This window comes from Bradyrhizobium archetypum (genome assembly GCF_013114835.1).
Taxonomy (GTDB): Bacteria; Pseudomonadota; Alphaproteobacteria; order Rhizobiales; family Xanthobacteraceae; genus Bradyrhizobium; species Bradyrhizobium archetypum.
This window is the reverse complement of record NZ_JAAVLW010000003.1, coordinates 12034-29874: the sequence shown is the minus strand read 5'-3', so window position 1 is coordinate 29874 and position 17841 is coordinate 12034. Positions and strand designations below refer to the sequence as shown.

Below are 17841 nucleotides of genomic sequence, written 5' to 3'. Positions count from 1 at the left end.
CGGCCCGACTTTAGCGCCGGGCGCACGGCGCCGCGAGCGATATGAAGACCCGCGAGCGCACCGCAGCAACATGCCCGAAGTCGAACAGCCCCAGCGGATGCACTGCAGCATAACCGCAGCTACTGTTCTACGCCGCCCACCGGCCGCGATTGTTCTCGGCCAGGATAGGCCGGATCAGCCGGCCGAAGCGCTCGGCCTCCTCGTCATGCAGATAGCCGGACAGGCAGAAGGAATGGCAGCCGGCGTCGATGAAAAGCTGCAGCGTCTCGGCGCACTGGGCGGGATCGCCGACGACGGCGATACCGGCGCCCGGGCGGACCTTGGTGATGCCGGTCCACAAATGGGGGAGAAGGAGATCGCCATGCTCGCGGGCGAGCTGCTGCACCCGCAGGTTCGCTTCCGAGCGGTTATAAAGCGTCTTCATTTCCTGCTTCTGCCGCTCGGTCGCGTGCCGCACCAATTGATTGGCGGCCTCCCAGGCATCCGCCTCGTTCTCGCGGCAGATCACCTGCAGCCGCATGCCGAAGCCGATGTCGTTTTCGCGGCTATGGTCGCGCGCCATCTGCCTGATCTCGGCGATATTGGAAGCAATCTTTTCCGGCAGGTCGCCCCAGAACAGATGCACGTCGGAATGCTTCGCCGACAATTCCCAGGCCTTGCGCGAGCCGCCGCCGAGATAGAATTTTGGGAACGGCTGCTGGCGCGGCCGCGGCCGGATATGCGCGCCCGACAGTTTGTGAAATTTTCCGTCAAAATTTACCGGCCCGCGCGTGGTCCACAGCGCCTTCAGGATCGAGACCTCCTCTTCCATCAGTTCATAGCGAGCTTCCTTCGGGTAACGCACGCCCTCGCCTTCGACCTCGCTCTCGTTCTGCCCGGCGATCAAATTGATGCAGATGCGCCCGCCCGACATCTGGTCGAAGGTCGAGATCATCTTCGCCAGCAACACCGGGTTGATATAGCCGGGCCGCGCCGCAATCAGCGGCTTGATCGACGACGAACGCGCCGCCATGAACGCGCCCGTGATCCAGGCCTCCCAGCACACCGAGCCGACCGGGATCAGGAGATATTCGAAACCGGCCTGTTCCGCCGCCTGCACCACGCGGTCGCACAGTTCAGACGAGCTAGGAATCTGCGCCTCCATCAGGCCGTACGCCGTGGTGTCGCCATGCGTGGGCAGATACCAGCCGAATTCGAGTGGACGCATGGGCGTTTCTCCCTTGACGCATTCTTTGGCGCGCTTGTTGCTTGATCGTCGTGGGAATCAGTCTAGCGTCTGCCGGGCCTGGGGCAATCGGGTCCACCCGCACCACAGCTTCAGCAGGATTGCGTCAATATAGGGATAGCAGCCATGTCGCCGGTCTCACTGATCCTCAACGTGATCTGGGTCGTTCTCGGCGGCGCGTGGATGGCGTTTGGCTGGCTGATCGCGTCGATCGTCATGGCGATCACAATCGTCGGAATTCCCTGGGCGCGGGCCGCATTCAATATCGCGGCCTACACCTTGTTCCCGTTCGGCTTCAGGGCCGTATCGCGCGACTTCTATACGGGCCAGGATGATATCGGCACCGGGCCACTCGGGGTGATCGGCAACATCATCTGGCTGGTGCTGGCGGGATGGTGGCTGGCGCTCGGGCACGTCGTCACGGCCGTTGTGCTGGCCGTGACCATCATCGGCATTCCCTTTGCCTGGGCACACCTGAAGCTCGCCGGCATCGCGCTGTGGCCGATCGGCAAGATCATCGTTCCCGCGAATTGAGCTCGCAGTCTATCCCGAGGCCGCGATTTCCGCAGGCTTCAGCCGCTCGAACTCAGCGTCGCTGATCTCGGTCTGGGCCACCAGCACGCTGCAGCGCAGACGCTTGACGAGATAGCTGCCGATCGAGCCGAACCAGCGCGCCAGCGCCCCCTGCGGGCGGTGCCCGACAACAACGAGATGCGCGCCGATTTCCTCGGCGACTTCGGCGATTTTCTGCCCGGCATCGCCGACCTCGAGCCTCGCCGTCGGCGAAAAGCCCAGCGCCTTCAGCCGCTCGGTGCCTTCGTTCAGGATGGCCTTGTAATCCTCGGTCTGCAGCTCGATCGGGATCGTCAGCCCGGCCTCGGGCGTCATGATCGAGGAAACTTCGACAACGGCGAGCAGAAACACCTCGGAACGGCAGAGCTGTGCGAGCTTTGCGCCCTCCCGCAACGCGCGCCGCCCTTCGACCGAACCGTCATAGGCGAGAAGAACCTTCTTATACATCGGACGTCCCCATCCATGGTTCAACGCGCCAAGACTACCACCAATTGGCAGGAACGGATCGGAATTTTGCACCGGAAACGCGGCCTGCGTCGTGTCACCTTCGTCTCACGACCCGGGCAACGGCCGGTTGCCCCCGCCCGGCCAATCGGCTAAATGGAGCGGCGAAGCACCCGTAGCTCAGCTGGATAGAGCGTTGCCCTCCGAAGGCAAAGGTCACACGTTCGAATCGTGTCGGGTGCGCCAGTTTGCGATGCTGCGACTTCACATCCTGCCGCGCGCAAGCGCCGCATCAAGCCGCCGACAGCCGCACTGAGTTACTGCCGGTTGCCTCGCCGTTCTTCGAGGCCAGCAACGCTATGGCGAACCAGCATCACGAGCGGACATCGCAACTACGGGCAGTTGCTCCACACACTGGGCTGTGTCGAGCGTCTGAAGCCATTATACTGCGGAAATGGGCCCGCACAGGAGAGTACGCAGGAGAGTACATGGAGCCGACATTTCGAGGGATCTTCCTGACCAGCGAACATCCAGAGGCAACGGCCAGATTTTATAAAGACGTGGCCTTACTCCCATTGGAGACCGTGGGAATGAAGGGCGAATACATTTACTGGCGGCTCGAGCGGAACGGAGTGCAATTTGCGATCCATGATGCCAAGGCGTTCGCCAAGTACACATATCCGCCTTTGGCAGGCTCCAACCTGACGCACATTTACTTCAAAATTGAAGATCAAAGGATGTTTCGCGCCCACCTGGACGGGCTTGGCATTTCGCCCTGGTCCGTCGACGATGTCGTGCTGACTGTAGTTGATCCAGATGGGCGCAAGGTCATGTTCGGGACCGCCTAGCGTCCAGCTTCATCGTATGCTCTCGCAGACTAGTCGTTTGGAGCGTGCGGCGGGCCGCCTTATCGTAGCGCCACGGAGAAGCAGTAGTGCCCATCTTGATCGACCGTGGCGCGCCAGTTTACGATTTTGCGCGGCATTGTCGCTGATTGGCACGCAAGCGCCGCATCGCGTCGTCGACAGCAGCACTTGGGCTTGCCGAGGCCCCAATTTGGTTTCGCCGCACGCATGCGAAGGGCCGGAGCGAACCGCGTCAGGGGAGCCTGGTGCCTTGCTTCTGGGCGCGTTCGATCCGCTCGGTCGCGCCTTCCGCGTTCATCGCGCCAAGGCCGTCAGCCGCCTTGCGGCGCACCCAGAAACCGGACAGGAAGATGATGAGCCCGATGGCGGTGAAGGCCAGCGCCGCCGAACTCGGCCCCGGCTTCAGATAGGCAATCTCGGGGTTGCGCGGATCGTAGACGATCTCAGCGCGGCTGCCGGGCGGGTGCAGCACCCGCATGTTACCCGCGCTCGCCGAGTTCTGCATGCCAAGGTCATAAGGCTCGACGCCGCCCGCGACGTAATCGTGCTCGCCGACGCGGTAGGTATAGAGCACGCGGAACGTATTCCAGCCTTCCTGTCCTCCGCCCGCGCCGCGGTTCTCGGCATTGACCGTCTGCCGCACCGTTTCGGCACTGGCGATGGCGGCGGTCGCGCGCGGCCAATTGAGCGTCAGCGTACCCATGATTGCACAATAGGCTCCGAGCCCGAGCGGGAGAGCACCCAGCACCATCAGGTTGCGCCCGAAGGCCATGCCGCCCCGGTTCGGCGTTTTCTTTCCGGCCTTGCGCGCCACTGACGATCCTCTCACAAACGAAGTTGGCCGGGAGCTACGAAGTCCGCGGGCGCATCGAGTTGCGCCAGGTGGATGACGACGGTGCCTTGCTCGCGGTTTCGCGCGAGAAGCCAGCCTTCGCGCAGCGTTATGCTATTGAGTGCCGCGTATCCGAGCCCACGGATTGCCCCTTCCGTGCCGTGCTGCATCTTCGCCCCTCTTCCCTCAAACGCATAGCCTCGCGCGGCAAATATGCCATAGGCGTTGCGAACGACGGTAATGAAATTCCTGCCATGCAGGACGCCTACGCGTCAGCGGACGGCCATCATGGTCTCGCGTAGACACCATGAGGCGTAGCGCAAGATCGCAGTCCGTCGCCGACTATCCGGCCGGATCGGCCGTGGTGCGCCAATCCTGCGATGCTGCACGATCTTGCCGGTTGACGCGCAGGCTTCACGTCAAGCCGATAACACCTCTTGTCGACATGCCGCCAATCGCCTCTGCAGAGTGCGCCGGTGTAGCAGCCAGGCTGCGATCGCCATGTTCATGATGTTCCAGGCGATGCCATTGACCAGCGCCGCTGTATAGGAACCGGTCCAGTCGTAGATTGCACCGGCCAACCAGCCGCCTAGCGCCATGCCAGCGAGAGTGACCGAGATGGCGAGGCTGACGCGAAGACCGGCCTCTTGCGCCGGGAACAGCTCGCGAATGATCACCGCATAACTCGGGATGATGCCACCCTGCGCCAAGCCGAAAATGGCGGAAATGACGTAGAGCGAGACCAACCCGTTGAACGGCAGATAAAGCGCGAGTGAGACGGCCTGCATCGCCGAGCCCAGCAGCAAGGTCGGCAGCCCGCCAATAAGGTTCAACACCCAGCCGAAGATCAGACGGCTCGCCACACCAAAGCCGAGCATGACCGCCAGCATCTCGGCGCCGCGCGCAGGGCCGTATCCCAGATCGCCGCAGTGGGCGACCAGATGGACCTGCGGCATCGACATGGCGACGCAGCAGCACAGGCCGGCGAAGGCCAGCAGACCTTGGGTAACGCCCGGAGCCAAGCCTGTGGCCTGGTAGGTACTGCCGGTGCTCGCCGCTTCGCGCGTAGCCTTGTGCAACACGGGCCGCCGCAGCAGAACCAGCGAGAGCGGCAGCATCGTCGCCAGGCAGAACAGGCCGATGCCGATATGGGTCTGCCGCCAGCCGACCACAGTGATGAAGTGTTGGAGGATTGGTGGCCAGACCACGCCGGCAAGGGAGCTGCCGGCGGTGGCCAGGGAAATGGCGAGCCCGCGGTGCCTGTCGAACCACAGCGAGGCGTCGGCCACCAAGGGCGCAAAGCTCGCTGCGCCGCCGAGGCCGATCGTGACGCCGGAGACAACCGCGAAGACGGGCAGGCTCGGAGCGGACGCAGTGAGGATGTAGCCGAGACTCATCAGGATGGTGCCCGTAGCGAGAGGCGGCAAGATGCCGAATCGATCCGCTAGTCGGCCGACAATGATGCCGCCGATCATGAAGCCAATGGTCGTGAGCGTGTAGGGCAGCGTCGCGTCGGCGCGAGGCGAGTTGAAATCGGCTTGCACTGCCGGCAGCGCCACGACGAGAGACCACATGCCCACGCAGCCCAGTGTGCTGAGGGTGATGGAGACGACGAGGCGGGTCCAGGAATATGAAGTCTCGATCGACGGCATTTCAGGCGGCACGATGGCAGGCTTCCTCGAGGCTTGCGTCCAAGTCGGCCATAGGTACGGCCCGCCCTCACCTGCGACAAAGCAGGATTTCTCTTTTGTAGAACGAGCGAAACTCATGCACCCTGCGGCCCTATCGGATAGTCCGGGGTCGCCATGACGTATCTGCTGCCGCCACTCAATGCCCTGCGCGCCTTTGAGGCCGCCGCCCGCCATCTCAGCTTCAAGCAGGCCGCCCACGAACTGCACGTCACTGCCGGCGCCGTCAGCCAGCAGGTCCGCCTGCTGGAAGAGCGGCTAGGGGTGCAACTATTTGAGCGGCGCACGCGGCAGGTGATCCTGACGTCTGCCGGGGAAACCTATCTGGCGCGGGTACGTCAGGCGTTTCGCTGCCTCGCCGACGCCACTGCCGAACTCAGACCTGACGGCGTCACAAGTCTGCTGCATATCGGGGTACATGCGGGTTTCGACGTAGATGGATTGCGGACGCGCCTGGCGCAGTTCCGTCAGACGCAGCCACAGGTAGCCATTCGCCTCAGCCAGCCCGCGGGTCTCGACGAGCTGCTCGAGGGTAAGGTCGATGTCGTGATCGCCGAAAGGTTGCGGCGGTATCCAGGTTACAGGTGCGAGCCTTTGGAGGGTGGTTTTCTGATCGGCCCGCTTGGCACGGCGGATTGTCCCGAGATCGAAACCCTGCGTTCATGCCTGCTTGGCCATGTCGAGCTTGAGCCCGCTTCCACAAGCTAGGCGCCACCGGTCATCGAGCTGCAAGCTCAGCCGTCAGACCATCCAAGCCTTTCTTTTCCGCCTGAACGCGGCGCCGGGTCGCGTGAGCCAAGCGGAAGCATGCGCTGGCACCACGGCGTAGCACAAAATCGCTGATGCTCGGAACGTTACCGATTGGATCGTGCAGCAGACCACGGCATCATAGCGCCACGGCGAAGCAGCAGTGCCCATCTTCGTCGGCCGTGGCGTGTCACTTCCTTCCCGATCGAGTCGGCAAGCCGCCCCTCGGCTAGATCGAATAGTCGCCCCAAACCAGATGATGATCGGATGCTTCATCAGCCGGCTTCGTCACGGTGTCGAAGGGCACCCAGGTGTGCGGATGGTATGAACCCCGGCGCTCGATGCCGGTGCCAGTCAGCTTTTCTCGCAACCCGGACGACATAATCAGGTAGTCGATCTTGTTGGCGGCGGTCCCGGTATCGAAGGTGCCTGGCCGGTCGGTGGGATAGGACGGATGGTCGCTGACATCGACAAATCCGTCCTGCCAGAGCGACGTAAACAACGGCGTGTTAGGCGTATCGTTCAGGTCGCCGGCAATCAGAACGAGTGGCGTCGCAGCCAGGGCGTCCTTGGCAATGGCGTGGGCGCGATCGGCCTGAGCCTTCCGGCGCGCCTGCACGGAAGGTGAATTGCCGCCCCGCTTGGATTTGAAATGGTTTGGCAGGACCAGCAACTCGCCGCCGCCGGGCAGCTCGATCAGGTATTCCGGACAATCCCGCGAGAACGTGCGCTCGCCGTTGCCGTTGCGGTCGTCGACGTGGCTCCTGATCGAATGGATCGGGAAGCGGCTCATGATGCCCACGTCGATGCCGCGCTCGTCATTGCCGTCGAGCACCATGACATGCGGATAGGCCCTGCTGAATTTGGCGCCGAGCACCTGCTCGTTGAAGCGCACCAAGGTGGGCCGGTTCTCGACCTCAATGCAGACCTGGATGTCCGCGTTGACTTCGGCGATCACGCGGCCAGTGTTGAACGTCGCTTCCCAGGTTATGTCGGTCGATAGCAGGAAGAACCAGCCTGTCCAGTCGGCGCGCCCGTTGGCCACCACGGTCACGACACCGGCCCGCGACCGCGAATACAGGTGGCCGCGAACCTTGTTCAACTGCACCAGCGAATTTTGCGGCGGATTGAGCGCGCTGAACCCGTAAACCTCATCGAGCGCAATCAGCCGCGCCTTGTCGGACGCATCGTAAACCGTCTTGCTGATGATGCGATTGAGCTCCGCATGATCGTCGATCGCGGCCTGTCCGCCCGGAGCCTGATCGTGGTCCATGGCGAGCGGGCGGGTGAACAGATTTTCAACGTTGAACGTCGCAATGCGCAAGCTCATGCCGCCTCCTGGACCAAGCGCCCGTTCCCCCCGGCAGCTCTGGCTGGAACCCGGGGCGCCAGCCCCTGCGCGCACCGCCGCGGGTTGGCGACCATCCGATGCTAGCACGCGGATGTACCCGGTATTGTGAACAACCTTACATTTAGCGGTCGAAATCGAGCGCGCGGCGGCAGACACCCGCCTGCTTATGCTCCATCTGCCACGGCCCGTCTCAGCCTGCCGGCGGCGGCTTAGCGGCGAGATGATCGATCAGCGGGAGTCGCCGAAATCGCACGTGGAACTTGGGAGCCCGATGAGCCAGACTTTCTCGGGGAATCAATATTCGCAAGCCCGCACGCATCTTCTCGCGATGGGAGGTCGCGCCTCTATTGGTCCGGCGAAGCGCCACCGCGCCCCGGGGGAGAATGCCGCACCAAGCTCGCACAAGCGAAGTAGACACGGCAGCCAAGCCATGCGCCGCGCCGCGGCGCTTAGCCCGTCGCGTCTTTGACCGCGGCTTCGAAGCTCTCGGCGTCGAAGGCCGGCATGCTTTGGACCCGTCCGAGACCTTGCGTCGCGTACCAGACGGAGAACGCGAGCATCGCCTGCTCATTCGGGGCATCGACGATGTCGACGAAATCGTAGTAGCCCTGCGTGTAGTGGATCGACTCGACCTTGATGCCCAGCTTGTCGAGTTTTGCCTTGGCCTTGCCGATCCGCTCCGATTGCTTGCTTGCCCACTCCGGGCTCAGGTTACCAAGCAGCACATATTTCATGGCCACCTCCACGTGATGTCGATCAATTGCGCGAAGGACCACCCAATTATACGCCTTCCGACGGCCGATGCCATGGCGTTCTGCGCAGCGGGACCGGCGAGCATGGGCTTCCCGGCACCATGTCCTGGCGGCAAGCGCTACAGCCAGCGCCGTACCCGCGCGCAGTAGCGGCGATAGACGTCCCCGAACTTTGACTTGCCGCCGATACTTGTCCATGTCGGCGACGCCGAAATATTGCTCGACGATTCGCTGCGCTATGCAGAAGGCATTGATGGCATCGAGGTCCACGTTTGGGACGGCATGCTGGATGTGTTTCCCTCCAGCGCCGGCATTCTCGGCGCTGCCGATGCTACGCTCGACAATATCGGAATGTTTGTCGCGTCAAGCATGACATCGAAAGCGACTTGAGCAGCGCGCTGTTGCTCGCGAAATCGGGAAGACGGCCGCCCATGAGGCGTAGCGCAAGGTCGTAGTCCGTGGCAGGTTATCGGCCGGATCGTCTGGGCGGCTAGGGCTGCCACGAGACCGCCCGCCATTCAGCTACCCGCCAGACATCGAAGTTGATACAGCCGTGACCGATCCCCGCGACTTTCACGTTCCGCAGTCGTCCTACAGCAGGGAAGAGCTGCTCAAATCAAGCGACGGCGGCTATTTTGGCCCGGGCAATGCGCAGTCGCCGGCGCCGCCCATGCTGATGATGGACCGTATCGTCGGATCAGCGTGGACGGCGGCGAATTCGGCAAGGGCATGTCGTCGGCGAGCTCGATATCACGCCGAGCCTTTGATTCTTCGACTGCTACTTTGCCGGTGATCCGGTCATGCCGCGCTGCCTCCGTCTCGACGCCATGTGTGTCATCGGCTACTGGCCGGGCTGGTCGGGCTCGCCGGGCAAAGGACGCGCGGTCGGCGTTGGCGCAGTCAGTTTGCGAGGCGGCGTCACGCCGGACACAAGGCGCGTGCGGTACGAGGTTAGCATGCGCCAAGTCAGGCGCGGCAGATTGGCGGTTGCAATTGCGAATGGCCGTGTCTTTGCCGACGACCACTGCGTCTATCTTGCGAAGGATTTGAGAGTAGGATTAATCGTGTCCGCGAGCTGACAAATCTTTGTTAACCAAGCTCGCTTGATCGATTCGAGTTGCTCATCTGGAAACGGCGAAGGTAGATCTTACCCGCGCCGCCCGCAATTTCGTTAATTCAGAGCGCTGCCGCTTCCGGAGCACTCGCCGTCAGTTCATGGCGCAGCCAGCGGTGTGCGACGGCGCGTTGCCGGAAGCCGCCTGGCAGAAAGCCCCAAAATAGGCTTCCAGTTCGGCGACGGCGCGGTACTCCCATTCCCTGGCTTGCGCCAAAAGGGAATCGCTACGCAGCGGCCGGAAGGCCGCGGTTTGACGGTACAAGGATGCGACGGTGCGGTATCGGCGCACGTTTTCCATGATGGCCAGGCCGTTCATGTCTGGATCTCCCCATTTCTTTTCCCGACGACGAACTTGCGGCAGAACGATTTTCGATTGGTTAGCGCGGTTGGGAGAGCGTGCGCGTGGTTTCCGGACGGTTGACGGCGGCCACTCATCGGACGGAGGCGGCCCGCGGCCGGAACTCAAAATGTCGCGAACGCCACCGCGTCATTCATCCGCACGCGTTGTCCGCGGCAGAGCTGAAGAAGCGCGGCTTGAACAGATGACATCCAGCGCACGACCACCCGTCGAGAGAACGGATGAGCTGCTCCTGTCATGTGCGACGGCAGTAATCAGCAACGTGCAGGCACAGTAAGCCAATCCAATTCCGAGAAGCGATGCCGACAGGACCGCGGCGACGGACTGCAAGGCGACTGACCTTGCTCGCGGCGATGGTTGTGGCTTGCCAGGGGTAACGAGCGACGTTTGGCTCGAGATGGACACCGATTACCGTCCCCAATGAAAAATGACGAATGCGAAGAGCGGCCGCCGCTGGCGGCGGCGCGCCGGTTGAATCCCCTTCCAGTCAGCTCCTCGCCGGCGAGGAAGTGCAATCGCTCTAATGGTGCTTGTGGGCGATACCGCTGACCGCGGCTCCCGGATTTTCCTCGACGTTGTAGATGATGTCGACGGGTCCGGCCTTTTCGAACACCAGCGTGCCCTTGATCTTCTGGCCAACCTGCAGCGGTTCCTTGAGGCCGAGCAGCACGATGCGAAGCGCGCCGGGCTTGAGCTCCACGATCTTGCCGGGCTTGATTTCGATGCCGTTGGCGAGCGGGCGCGTTTTGGCCATGCCGTCGACATCAACGATCTCGTGCACCTCGATCTGGCTCGCAACCGGCGACGTGCCGCCGATCAGGCGATCCGCAGTCTTTCCCTTGTTGGTGATGGTGAGATAGCCGCCGGCGATGTTGGCCTCCTTCGGGGTCGGGCGCGACCAGGGATGACCGATATCGAGTGCGCCGACCTTGTATTCGTGCGCCGCGGCGCCCGTCGCGGCAAAGGCGGCCGCTGCAATAGATACGACGAAGGTTCTAAATATGGTTGTCATGCTGTCCGCTCCGGTACTCATGCTTACGCTGGACAGAACGGCATGTAGAGAAACAATCGGACGCGAATACGACCGCTGCCGGACCTCATTGCGGCAACTGGTCGCGACGCGAACAAAATCGGTCGTACAACCGCGCAAGCGCGCTGCGCTTGTTTCGCCGTTCGCCCGACACGCGACAGCCGCACAGATGCCGCGCTCGCGACGGCGGTTTCGTTTTTCCGCTTCGCTTCCGTCGCGCGCAAGCCGCGCTTCTCGCACGATCCAGTCAATCTCGCGCCCGATTGTGATGGCTAATCACCACACAGTGAGTACAGGGGGCGTAAGTGTGTGCGTATCTTAGACGGCCCGCGGCCGGTTTCTTTTCATCCGTGATGCTCTTTCTCGCGGCTCCCGCCGAAGCGCATCATCCCGGCGGCGGCGGCAATACCGGCAGTGGCGGCCCTATCAACACCATCTCCGCCGACACGCTTTCCGAGGGGCTGATTGCCGCCTCGATCCGCTACGAATTCATCCGGCTGGGCCAGCTCAGCGATGCCGACCTGCTCGCTGCCGCGAACCGCGGCACGCACGCGCATTCGCTCCGTTCAATCGACAGCGTCTCGCTTTCGGTCGCCTACGGCATCACCAACGATCTGACCCTCGCGGTTCGCGCGGCCGGCGTCCGCCGTTCCGACATCCGTGAGCCAGCAGAGGACATGCTGAGCGGCGGCCATATGGGCATGATGAATCCGAGCGACATGACGAGCCTGATGAGCCCCGATGGCATCAACCGCCGCGGCAACTCGGCTGGTTTCGGCGACGTGACCATGCTCGGGCAATATCGCTTCCACAACAACGCGCAGACCGGCACGTCGGCTGCCGTGCTGTTCGGTTTCAAGACGCCGACCGGCAGCACCAGCCAGCGCGACGCCGCCGGCCAGCTTTTCCAGGCCGAGTTTCAGCCGGGCTCGGGCTCGTGGGACGGCCTGTTCGGCGCCGCCTTCACCAAGCGCACGGGCCGCTGGTCGTTCGACGTGAGCGGCCTCTATTACCTGATCAGCACCGGCACGCAGAACACCAATCTCGGCGATCGCTTCCTGTTCGGCACCGCGGTGTCATACCGCCTGGTCGGCCCCACCGGCTCCGCGAAAGAGGTGGAGCTGCACGAATACTGCATGCAGCCGCGCAACCAGTTGCAGGAGCATTGTCTCTATCATGCCAATCACGACCACAGCGACATGAAGAAAACGCCCTATACGCTCGACCTCGTTCTCGAGCTCAATGGTGAATGGCACGACAAGCAGCGCATCGCCGGCATTGCCGATCCGAATTCGGGCGGCACCACCGTCTATCTCTCGCCCGGCGTGCGCGTCGGCGTCGATCGCTTCTCGGGCTTCGTGTCCTTCGGTGTGCCTGTTATCAACCAGCACAACGGAGTTCAGTCGAAGCCGGATTACCGCGTGCTCACGGGGATCGGCGCACGGTTGAATTAATCGCGGGCCGCCATTGTCCGTCATGGCGGGGCATAGCCGTCGAAGGACGGCGTCGCTTCCGCTCGGCTATGCCCGGCTATGGCCAGGAAGCTTAAATCAGGCCGCGCGGATGTTGCCGAGGAATTTTCCAGTCTCGGTCTCGAGCTGCTCGGATTGCGAGGTGAGCTGGGCGGCGGCATTCAGGACGAGGGTTGCGGAAGCGTCGACCTGGCTCGAGGCTTCGCGAACGCCCGCGATGTTTTGCATGACCTCTTGCGCGCCCTGCGCCGCCTGCTGAACGCTGCGGGCAATTTCCTTGGTCGCGGCGCCCTGCTCCTCGACCGCGGCGGCGATCGAACCGGTGATTTCGTTCATCTGCCCGATCGTGGTGCCGATCTCGCGGACTGCCGCGACGGTCGAGCCGGTCGCCTCGCGAATTTCCTGGATCTGGCTGGTGATTTCGTCGGTCGCCTTGGCGGTTTGCGACGACAGCGCCTTGACCTCGTTGGCGACGACGGCGAAGCCCCGGCCGGCCTCGCCGGCCCGCGCCGCCTCGATGGTTGCGTTCAAGGCCAACAGGTTCGTCTGTCCCGCGATGGTTTGGATCAGCGCCATGACCTCGCCGATCTTTTGCGAAGCCTCGACCAGGCGTCCGACCATGGCCTCGGTCCGGTTGGCCTGCCCGACCGCGCTCTGGGCAATCGACGATGACTGGGTGACCTGCCGGGCAATTTCCTGGATCGAGGACGACAACTCCTCAGCCGACGCCGCAACGGTCTGAACGTTCGATGCGGTCTGTTCGGCGGCGGCCGCCACCTTGGCGCTTTGATCCGTCGTCCCAACCGCGATCGTGGACATCGATGAAGCGGAATTCTGCAGCTCGTCGGCGGCGGTGGCCGTGCCCCGGATCACGCCACCGATGCTGCGCTCGAATTCGTCGGCGATGCGGGACAGAACCGCTTGCCGCTCCTCGGTGGAGCGCGCCTTCATCGCTTCCTGCTCGGTGCGAAGCTGCGTCGTCTCGACCAGGTGATCCCTGAAGACCTGAAGGCTGCGCGCGATCCGGCCGATCTCGTTGGTCCGGTCGACGAACGGAATCTCGGCCGCAAGATTGCCCTTGGCCAGTTCGTCCATCGCCGCGCAGGTTCGGTTGAGCGGGCCGACCAGGCCGCGGCCGAGCCAGAACGCAACGAATGCCGCGAGGGCCAGGCCCGCGAGGCCGGCGATGCCGGCCCAGATCATCCGGCGAAACACCACGGCGTCGATATCGTCGACATAGGCGCCCGCCTGAAGCGCCAGAAGCTTGTCGCCCGAACCGAAGGACCCGACATAGGAGATCTTGCGCAGCTCGGCGCCACCGGCCGACCGGGGCGCCAGGTATTCGACAAAACCGCCGCCGGCGCGCGCGGTCCGCACGATGTCCTGGATCAACAGCTTGCCGCTCTTGTCCTTGAAGTCCCAGCGGTTGACGTTGATGTATTTCGGATTGGCATGCACATAGGTGACACCGGCGTCGGCGCTTCCGGTGCCGTAGACGCCGATATAGTCGGAATATTCGCCCCAGCGCATGGCGCTGATCGAGGCAAAGGCCATCTGGCGCGCCTGGTCCGGCCCGATCCGGCCGGCCTTGGCCTCACCTTCATAGTGGGCGAGAATCTTTGTCGCGGCCTCGACCAGATCCCGGACCGTGGTCCGGCGCTCCTCCAGTACTGAATCGCGCAGCACCAGGATCTGCAGGGCGGAAACGGCAAATAGCACGATCGTCAGCGCCGCAATGATCATCGCAAAACGCTGATAGACGGTGAGGTTACGCATGCCGCTTCCCTTCCTGTTGGTTGAGGATTTCTACCAATACACCGTTAATCTACTGTTATCGGGTTGCGCGAATAGTCGGCGGCGTACGATGCGAGAATCGGCGCTTGAAATGACGGCGCCGCGGCGACACAATGGCGCCTATCCTTCAAACGCGACGCGCCAATGATTCCCCGCACCATGCGGAACGGCATGGTGCGCTAAGAGTGACCTATCATGGCTGAAGCCGATCTCGACGTCGTCATCCGGCAAATCGCAAAGACGCAGAACAAGGCCCTGATGGCCGCCGTCAAGAAACGGCGCGACCAGATCATGGCCCGCGCCGCCAAGTCCAAGGACAAGGACACCCGGAACCAATTCCGGCTGATCGCCAGGAGCACGATGGAGCTCGGCACGGCCGCGGCCAGGCGGCTGCAGAATTCGGCGCAAAACACCGCCGACAGCTACGCGCGGGCGATCCGGAACGCGGCCGAAGAAGCGGCGGCTGCGGCGGCGAAGAAGCCTTCGAAGAAGCCGGCTAAGGCGAAAGAAGCCTAGCTAGTCCGGCCCGGCACCCAGCATCTTCTTCAGCTTCAGCACCGCGCTGTCGGGCGTGGTGAGGACCGGCCGCCCGGTTGCCTCAGCGACCCCAGCCGCGGCCGGTGCCAGGCTGTACTGGGCGAGCGCGATCAGGTCGCAGTCGCGCAGGTCCTTGGATGCTTCCACGACCAGGCGATCATGGGTCGCGCGGTCGCCGCGATCGAGCGCGCCCAGCGCGCCGTCCGCCAGTTTCGGCACCAGCTCGATCGACGGCGGAAATTCCCGCGGCATGGAAGCGAGCGTCGGCGGAAACGTCGACAGCAACCCGATCTTCTTACCCCGCGCGGCGGCCTGCTCGATCATCGCCTCGTTCGGCTTGAGCACCGGCATCGGCGCGTGCGCACGCGCGACCGCTTCGATGCAGGGGCCGAACGCCGAGCAGGTGAACAGGATCGCATCCGATCCGGTGCCTGCCGCATAACGCCCAAGCCGCAGGAAGCGTTCGGTCATCGCCTCGGTCAGCCCGCCCTCGCGCGCCAGATCGGCCGAGAGGCTGTCGTCGAGCAGATTCATCAGGCGCACGTCCGGCCAATGCCTCGCGAACGAGGCCTCGATCGGCACAATCGAGTGTTTCAGGGCGTGGATCAGGGCTATGCGCATGCGGGTCCCTCTGCCTACCGCGCGAGGTGTGTCAACCTGCCGCGCCGCACGTCTCACTACTTGAACGGCAGCGCATACATCAGGCCGCCCTTGTTCCAGGTCGCGTTAAGGCCGCGATCGAGCTTCAACGGGCTCGACTTACCGACGTTGCGCTCAAAGATTTCGCCGTAATTACCACTCGCCTTGATCGCCTGCAGCATCCAGTTGTTGTCGAGGCCAAGCCGCGATCCGAGCTCGCCTGACGTGCCGAGCAGCCGCTGGATCGCCGGCACGCTGGAGGACTTCGCCATCTCGTCGGCATTGGCAGCGGTGACGCCGAGTTCTTCAGCCTCGATCAGGCCATAGTGCAGCCAGGCGATGATGTCGGTCCACGCCTCGTCGCCATTGCGGGTGAACGGGCCGAGCGGCTCCTTGCTGATCGTCTGCGGCAACACGGTGTAGTCGGCGGGATTCGAGGCCGCCGTCGTGACCGCGCCGGCCAGGGCCGAGGCATCCTGGGTCATGGCATCGCAGCGGCCGCCGAAGAATGTCTGGTACATCGTGTCGGTGCGGTCGAACACCAATGGCTTCCAATCGATGCCATTGGCGCGGCCGTAATCGCCGAGCGTGACCTCGTGGGTCGTGCCCTGCGCGACGCAGACGGTGGCACCGTTCAGGTCCTTGAGGCTCTTCACGCCGGCATCAGCGCGCACGACGAATCCCTGGCCATCATAGAAATTGACCGGGCCCTGCCGCAGCCCGAGCGTTGTGCCGCGCAGATAGGTCTGGGTCGAATTGCGGTAGAGTACGTCGATTTCGCCCGATTGCAGGGCGGTGAAGCGGTTCTGCGCCGTGAGCGCGACGTATCGCACTTTCTTGGGATCGCCGAGCACGCCGGCCGCCAGCGCGCGGCAATAGTCGACGTCGAGGCCCTTGTAGTTGCCTTGCGAGTCCGGTGTCGAGAAACCGGCAAAACCGATGCTGACGCCGCATACCAGCATGCCGCGCTGCTTGACGGTATCCAGCGTCGCGGCTTCTGCCATCCAGCCCGACGCGGCGAGTAAGCCTGTAGCGATGACGATCCACTTCATACTGCCCTCCTGCTAATGACCTACACTTTTCAAGGCGCTGTCGACCGCCTGGCCCAGGCGATCGACGATCATGTCGATATTGTCCGACGTCGCGATATAGGGCGGCGCGAGCAGGACATGATCGCCGCTGCGGCCGTCGACGGTCCCGCCCGCGGGATAGCAGCCAAGGCCGCCTTCGAAGGCGATCGCCTTGACGCGTTGATGCAGCTTCAGCGCGGGATCGAACGGCGCGCGGGTGGGACGATCGGCGACGAGCTCGATAGCCTGGAACAGACCGCGGCCCCTGATATCGCCGATATGCCGGTGATTGCCGAAGCGCTCGGTCAGCCGCCGCTCGAGCTGACTGCCGAGCTTCTTGACCCGGTCGAGCAATTGCTCAGCGTCGATCACGCGCTGCACCTCGAGCGCCGCAGCGCAGGCCATCGGATGGGCCAGATAGGTATGGCCGTGCTGGAACGCGCCCGAGCCGTCGCGGACGGCATCGACGATGCGCCCGCTCGCAAGCATGGCGCCGATCGGCTGATAGCCACCGCCAAGCCCCTTGGCGATCGCCTGGATGTCAGGCGCGATGCCTTCCTGCTCCCAGGCATGCAACGTGCCGGTGCGGCCCATGCCGCACATTACTTCGTCGAAAATGACGAGCGCGCCGTAGCTGTCGCAGATCTCGCGGACGGCGCGGAAATATCCTTCCGGCGCCGGCACGCAGCCGGCGGTCGCACCCACGACCGGCTCGGCGATGAACGCCGCCACGTTCTCCGGGCCGAGGCGCTGGAATTCCTCCTCGAGTTCGGCCGCCAGACGGCTGACGAAATCTGTCTCGGATTCGCCGTCGCGTTTTTCGTGATAGGCGAAGGCCGGCGTCACATGGCTGAAGGCGGATGACAGTAGCGGGGCGTAAGGCTCGCGGCGCCAGGCGTTGCCGCCGGCCGCCAGCGCTCCGAGCGTATTGCCGTGATAGCTCTGGCGGCGCGCGATGAAGTGCCGGCGCTGCGGCTGGCCGATCTCGATGAAATATTGCCGCGCCAGCTTGATGCCGGCCTCGACCGCTTCCGAGCCACCGCTGACCAGATACGCGTAAGCAAGCCCGCCGGGCTCATGGCCAACGAGCTTGTCCGCCAGCGCCTCGGCCGGCTCCGACGAGAAGAAGGCGGTATGGGCATAAGCGAGCTTGGAAGCCTGGCGTGACATCGCCTCGAGTACGCGCGGATGCTGGTGGCCGAGGCAGGAGACGGCAGCGCCGCCGGACGCATCGAGGATCCGCCGGCCGTCCTCGGCGATCAGCCAGACGCCTTCGCCGCCGATCGCCTTGGGAGGGGTTTCGCGCAGGCTTCGATGCAGCACCCGGCTCTTGCTGGCTCTCATCA

Annotated in this window: 18 protein-coding genes, 1 tRNA gene and 1 pseudogene; 8 read left to right on the top strand and 12 right to left on the bottom strand. The window is 63.6% G+C overall.

The genetic code is table 11. From position 1 onward, the window contains the following. Positions 1 to 127: 127 nt before the first annotated feature. Positions 128 to 1207, bottom strand: a complete 1080-nt coding sequence (locus HCN50_RS08815; protein ID WP_171709261.1) for an LLM class flavin-dependent oxidoreductase — start codon at positions 1205 to 1207, stop codon at positions 128 to 130. 144 nt (positions 1208 to 1351) lie between these two features. On the opposite strand from HCN50_RS08815, the gene HCN50_RS08810 reads away from it, so the two are divergent. Continuing rightward, positions 1352 to 1759 (top strand): YccF domain-containing protein, encoded by a 408-nt coding sequence (locus HCN50_RS08810; RefSeq protein ID WP_171709260.1) that lies wholly within the window; start codon positions 1352 to 1354, stop codon positions 1757 to 1759. Positions 1760 to 1768: 9 nt separating this feature from the next. Here HCN50_RS08810 and HCN50_RS08805 read toward each other — a convergent pair whose 3' ends face one another. Next, positions 1769 to 2245, bottom strand: coding sequence for a universal stress protein (locus HCN50_RS08805; RefSeq protein ID WP_171709259.1), 477 nt, complete (start codon positions 2243 to 2245; stop codon positions 1769 to 1771). A gap of 166 nt (positions 2246 to 2411) precedes the next feature. Here HCN50_RS08805 and HCN50_RS08800 point away from each other — a divergent pair. Together HCN50_RS08800 and HCN50_RS08795 are read left to right on the top strand one after the other, a co-directional pair. Continuing rightward, a tRNA-Arg gene (locus HCN50_RS08800) sits at positions 2412 to 2488 on the top strand. A 242-nt stretch (positions 2489 to 2730) separates the two neighbouring features. Further along, the gene (locus HCN50_RS08795; protein WP_171709258.1) at positions 2731 to 3090 is read left to right on the top strand and encodes a VOC family protein; all 360 of its coding nucleotides are present in this window, start codon (positions 2731 to 2733) and stop codon (positions 3088 to 3090) included. A gap of 250 nt (positions 3091 to 3340) precedes the next feature. Here HCN50_RS08795 and HCN50_RS08790 read toward each other — a convergent pair whose 3' ends face one another. After that, on the bottom strand, positions 3341 to 3922 hold the full coding sequence (locus HCN50_RS08790) for a DUF3592 domain-containing protein (RefSeq protein ID WP_171709257.1): 582 nt from the start codon (positions 3920 to 3922) through the stop codon (positions 3341 to 3343). A 68-nt stretch (positions 3923 to 3990) separates the two neighbouring features. On the opposite strand from HCN50_RS08790, the gene HCN50_RS08785 reads away from it, so the two are divergent. Further along, a complete protein-coding gene (locus HCN50_RS08785; RefSeq protein ID WP_171709256.1) occupies positions 3991 to 4242 on the top strand; it encodes a hypothetical protein in 252 nt (83 codons plus the stop codon). A 117-nt stretch (positions 4243 to 4359) separates the two neighbouring features. On the opposite strand, the gene HCN50_RS08780 is transcribed toward HCN50_RS08785, so the two are convergent. Continuing rightward, entirely contained in the window at positions 4360 to 5592 is a 1233-nt protein-coding gene (locus tag HCN50_RS08780; protein WP_171709957.1) for an MFS transporter, read from the bottom strand. 153 nt (positions 5593 to 5745) lie between these two features. On the opposite strand from HCN50_RS08780, the gene HCN50_RS34220 reads away from it, so the two are divergent. Then, on the top strand, positions 5746 to 6336 hold the full coding sequence (locus tag HCN50_RS34220) for a LysR family transcriptional regulator (protein WP_171709255.1): 591 nt from the start codon (positions 5746 to 5748) through the stop codon (positions 6334 to 6336). Between the two features lie 268 nt (positions 6337 to 6604). Here HCN50_RS34220 and HCN50_RS08770 read toward each other — a convergent pair whose 3' ends face one another. Further along, positions 6605 to 7705 carry an endonuclease/exonuclease/phosphatase family protein gene (locus HCN50_RS08770; RefSeq protein ID WP_171709254.1) on the bottom strand — a complete coding sequence of 367 codons (1101 nt, stop codon included), beginning with the start codon at positions 7703 to 7705 and terminating at the stop codon, positions 6605 to 6607. A gap of 470 nt (positions 7706 to 8175) precedes the next feature. Further along, positions 8176 to 8748, bottom strand: a complete 573-nt coding sequence (locus tag HCN50_RS34450; RefSeq protein ID WP_311967626.1) for a GYD domain-containing protein — start codon at positions 8746 to 8748, stop codon at positions 8176 to 8178. A 283-nt stretch (positions 8749 to 9031) separates the two neighbouring features. Here HCN50_RS34450 and fabA point away from each other — a divergent pair. Continuing rightward, a pseudogene (gene fabA / locus HCN50_RS08760) lies at positions 9032 to 9557 on the top strand (bifunctional 3-hydroxydecanoyl-ACP dehydratase/trans-2-decenoyl-ACP isomerase). Positions 9558 to 9686: 129 nt separating this feature from the next. Here the strand turns inward: fabA and HCN50_RS08755 are convergent. Together HCN50_RS08755 and HCN50_RS08750 are read right to left on the bottom strand one after the other, a co-directional pair. Continuing rightward, positions 9687 to 9911 (bottom strand): hypothetical protein, encoded by a 225-nt coding sequence (locus HCN50_RS08755; RefSeq protein ID WP_171709253.1) that lies wholly within the window; start codon positions 9909 to 9911, stop codon positions 9687 to 9689. Positions 9912 to 10473: 562 nt separating this feature from the next. Further along, positions 10474 to 10965 (bottom strand): copper chaperone PCu(A)C, encoded by a 492-nt coding sequence (locus HCN50_RS08750; RefSeq protein ID WP_171709252.1) that lies wholly within the window; start codon positions 10963 to 10965, stop codon positions 10474 to 10476. A 371-nt stretch (positions 10966 to 11336) separates the two neighbouring features. On the opposite strand from HCN50_RS08750, the gene HCN50_RS08745 reads away from it, so the two are divergent. Further along, positions 11337 to 12437: a transporter gene (locus tag HCN50_RS08745; RefSeq protein WP_376700280.1), complete on the top strand. Its 1101-nt coding sequence runs from the start codon at positions 11337 to 11339 to the stop codon at positions 12435 to 12437. 96 nt (positions 12438 to 12533) lie between these two features. Here the strand turns inward: HCN50_RS08745 and HCN50_RS08740 are convergent, their stop codons facing one another. After that, positions 12534 to 14231 carry a methyl-accepting chemotaxis protein gene (locus HCN50_RS08740; protein WP_171709250.1) on the bottom strand — a complete coding sequence of 566 codons (1698 nt, stop codon included), beginning with the start codon at positions 14229 to 14231 and terminating at the stop codon, positions 12534 to 12536. Positions 14232 to 14444: 213 nt separating this feature from the next. Between HCN50_RS08740 and HCN50_RS08735 the strand changes: the two genes are divergently transcribed. Next, on the top strand, positions 14445 to 14765 hold the full coding sequence (locus tag HCN50_RS08735; RefSeq protein WP_171709249.1) for a hypothetical protein: 321 nt from the start codon (positions 14445 to 14447) through the stop codon (positions 14763 to 14765). Here HCN50_RS08735 and HCN50_RS08730 read toward each other — a convergent pair whose 3' ends face one another. From HCN50_RS08730 to HCN50_RS08720, 3 genes are read right to left on the bottom strand one after another with little or no spacing between them, the layout of a single operon-like run. Then, on the bottom strand, positions 14766 to 15407 hold the full coding sequence (locus tag HCN50_RS08730; protein ID WP_171709248.1) for an aspartate/glutamate racemase family protein: 642 nt from the start codon (positions 15405 to 15407) through the stop codon (positions 14766 to 14768). 56 nt (positions 15408 to 15463) lie between these two features. Further along, a complete protein-coding gene (locus HCN50_RS08725) occupies positions 15464 to 16477 on the bottom strand; it encodes an amino acid ABC transporter substrate-binding protein (protein WP_171709247.1) in 1014 nt (337 codons plus the stop codon). 12 nt (positions 16478 to 16489) lie between these two features. Continuing rightward, positions 16490 to 17839 carry an aspartate aminotransferase family protein gene (locus HCN50_RS08720; protein WP_171709955.1) on the bottom strand — a complete coding sequence of 450 codons (1350 nt, stop codon included), beginning with the start codon at positions 17837 to 17839 and terminating at the stop codon, positions 16490 to 16492. Positions 17840 to 17841: the final 2 nt, after the last annotated feature.

What these genes read in the sequence shown, in the direction of transcription:
- HCN50_RS08815 (WP_171709261.1), bottom strand. Translation starts at nt 1,207, where the DNA reads ATGCGTCCACTCGAATTCGGCTGGTATCTGCCCACGCATGGCGACACC.
- HCN50_RS08810 (WP_171709260.1), top strand. Translation starts at nt 1,352, where the DNA reads ATGTCGCCGGTCTCACTGATCCTCAACGTGATCTGGGTCGTTCTCGGC.
- HCN50_RS08805 (WP_171709259.1), bottom strand. Translation starts at nt 2,245, where the DNA reads ATGTATAAGAAGGTTCTTCTCGCCTATGACGGTTCGGTCGAAGGGCGG.
- HCN50_RS08795 (WP_171709258.1), top strand. Translation starts at nt 2,731, where the DNA reads ATGGAGCCGACATTTCGAGGGATCTTCCTGACCAGCGAACATCCAGAG.
- HCN50_RS08780 (WP_171709957.1), bottom strand. Translation starts at nt 5,592, where the DNA reads ATGCCGTCGATCGAGACTTCATATTCCTGGACCCGCCTCGTCGTCTCC.
- HCN50_RS34220 (WP_171709255.1), top strand. Translation starts at nt 5,746, where the DNA reads ATGACGTATCTGCTGCCGCCACTCAATGCCCTGCGCGCCTTTGAGGCC.
- HCN50_RS08770 (WP_171709254.1), bottom strand. Translation starts at nt 7,705, where the DNA reads ATGAGCTTGCGCATTGCGACGTTCAACGTTGAAAATCTGTTCACCCGC.
- HCN50_RS08755 (WP_171709253.1), bottom strand. Translation starts at nt 9,911, where the DNA reads ATGAACGGCCTGGCCATCATGGAAAACGTGCGCCGATACCGCACCGTC.
- HCN50_RS08750 (WP_171709252.1), bottom strand. Translation starts at nt 10,965, where the DNA reads ATGACAACCATATTTAGAACCTTCGTCGTATCTATTGCAGCGGCCGCC.
- HCN50_RS08745 (WP_376700280.1), top strand. Translation starts at nt 11,337, where the DNA reads ATGCTCTTTCTCGCGGCTCCCGCCGAAGCGCATCATCCCGGCGGCGGC.
- HCN50_RS08740 (WP_171709250.1), bottom strand. Translation starts at nt 14,231, where the DNA reads ATGCGTAACCTCACCGTCTATCAGCGTTTTGCGATGATCATTGCGGCG.
- HCN50_RS08735 (WP_171709249.1), top strand. Translation starts at nt 14,445, where the DNA reads ATGGCTGAAGCCGATCTCGACGTCGTCATCCGGCAAATCGCAAAGACG.
- HCN50_RS08730 (WP_171709248.1), bottom strand. Translation starts at nt 15,407, where the DNA reads ATGCGCATAGCCCTGATCCACGCCCTGAAACACTCGATTGTGCCGATC.
- HCN50_RS08725 (WP_171709247.1), bottom strand. Translation starts at nt 16,477, where the DNA reads ATGAAGTGGATCGTCATCGCTACAGGCTTACTCGCCGCGTCGGGCTGG.
- HCN50_RS08720 (WP_171709955.1), bottom strand. Translation starts at nt 17,839, where the DNA reads ATGAGAGCCAGCAAGAGCCGGGTGCTGCATCGAAGCCTGCGCGAAACC.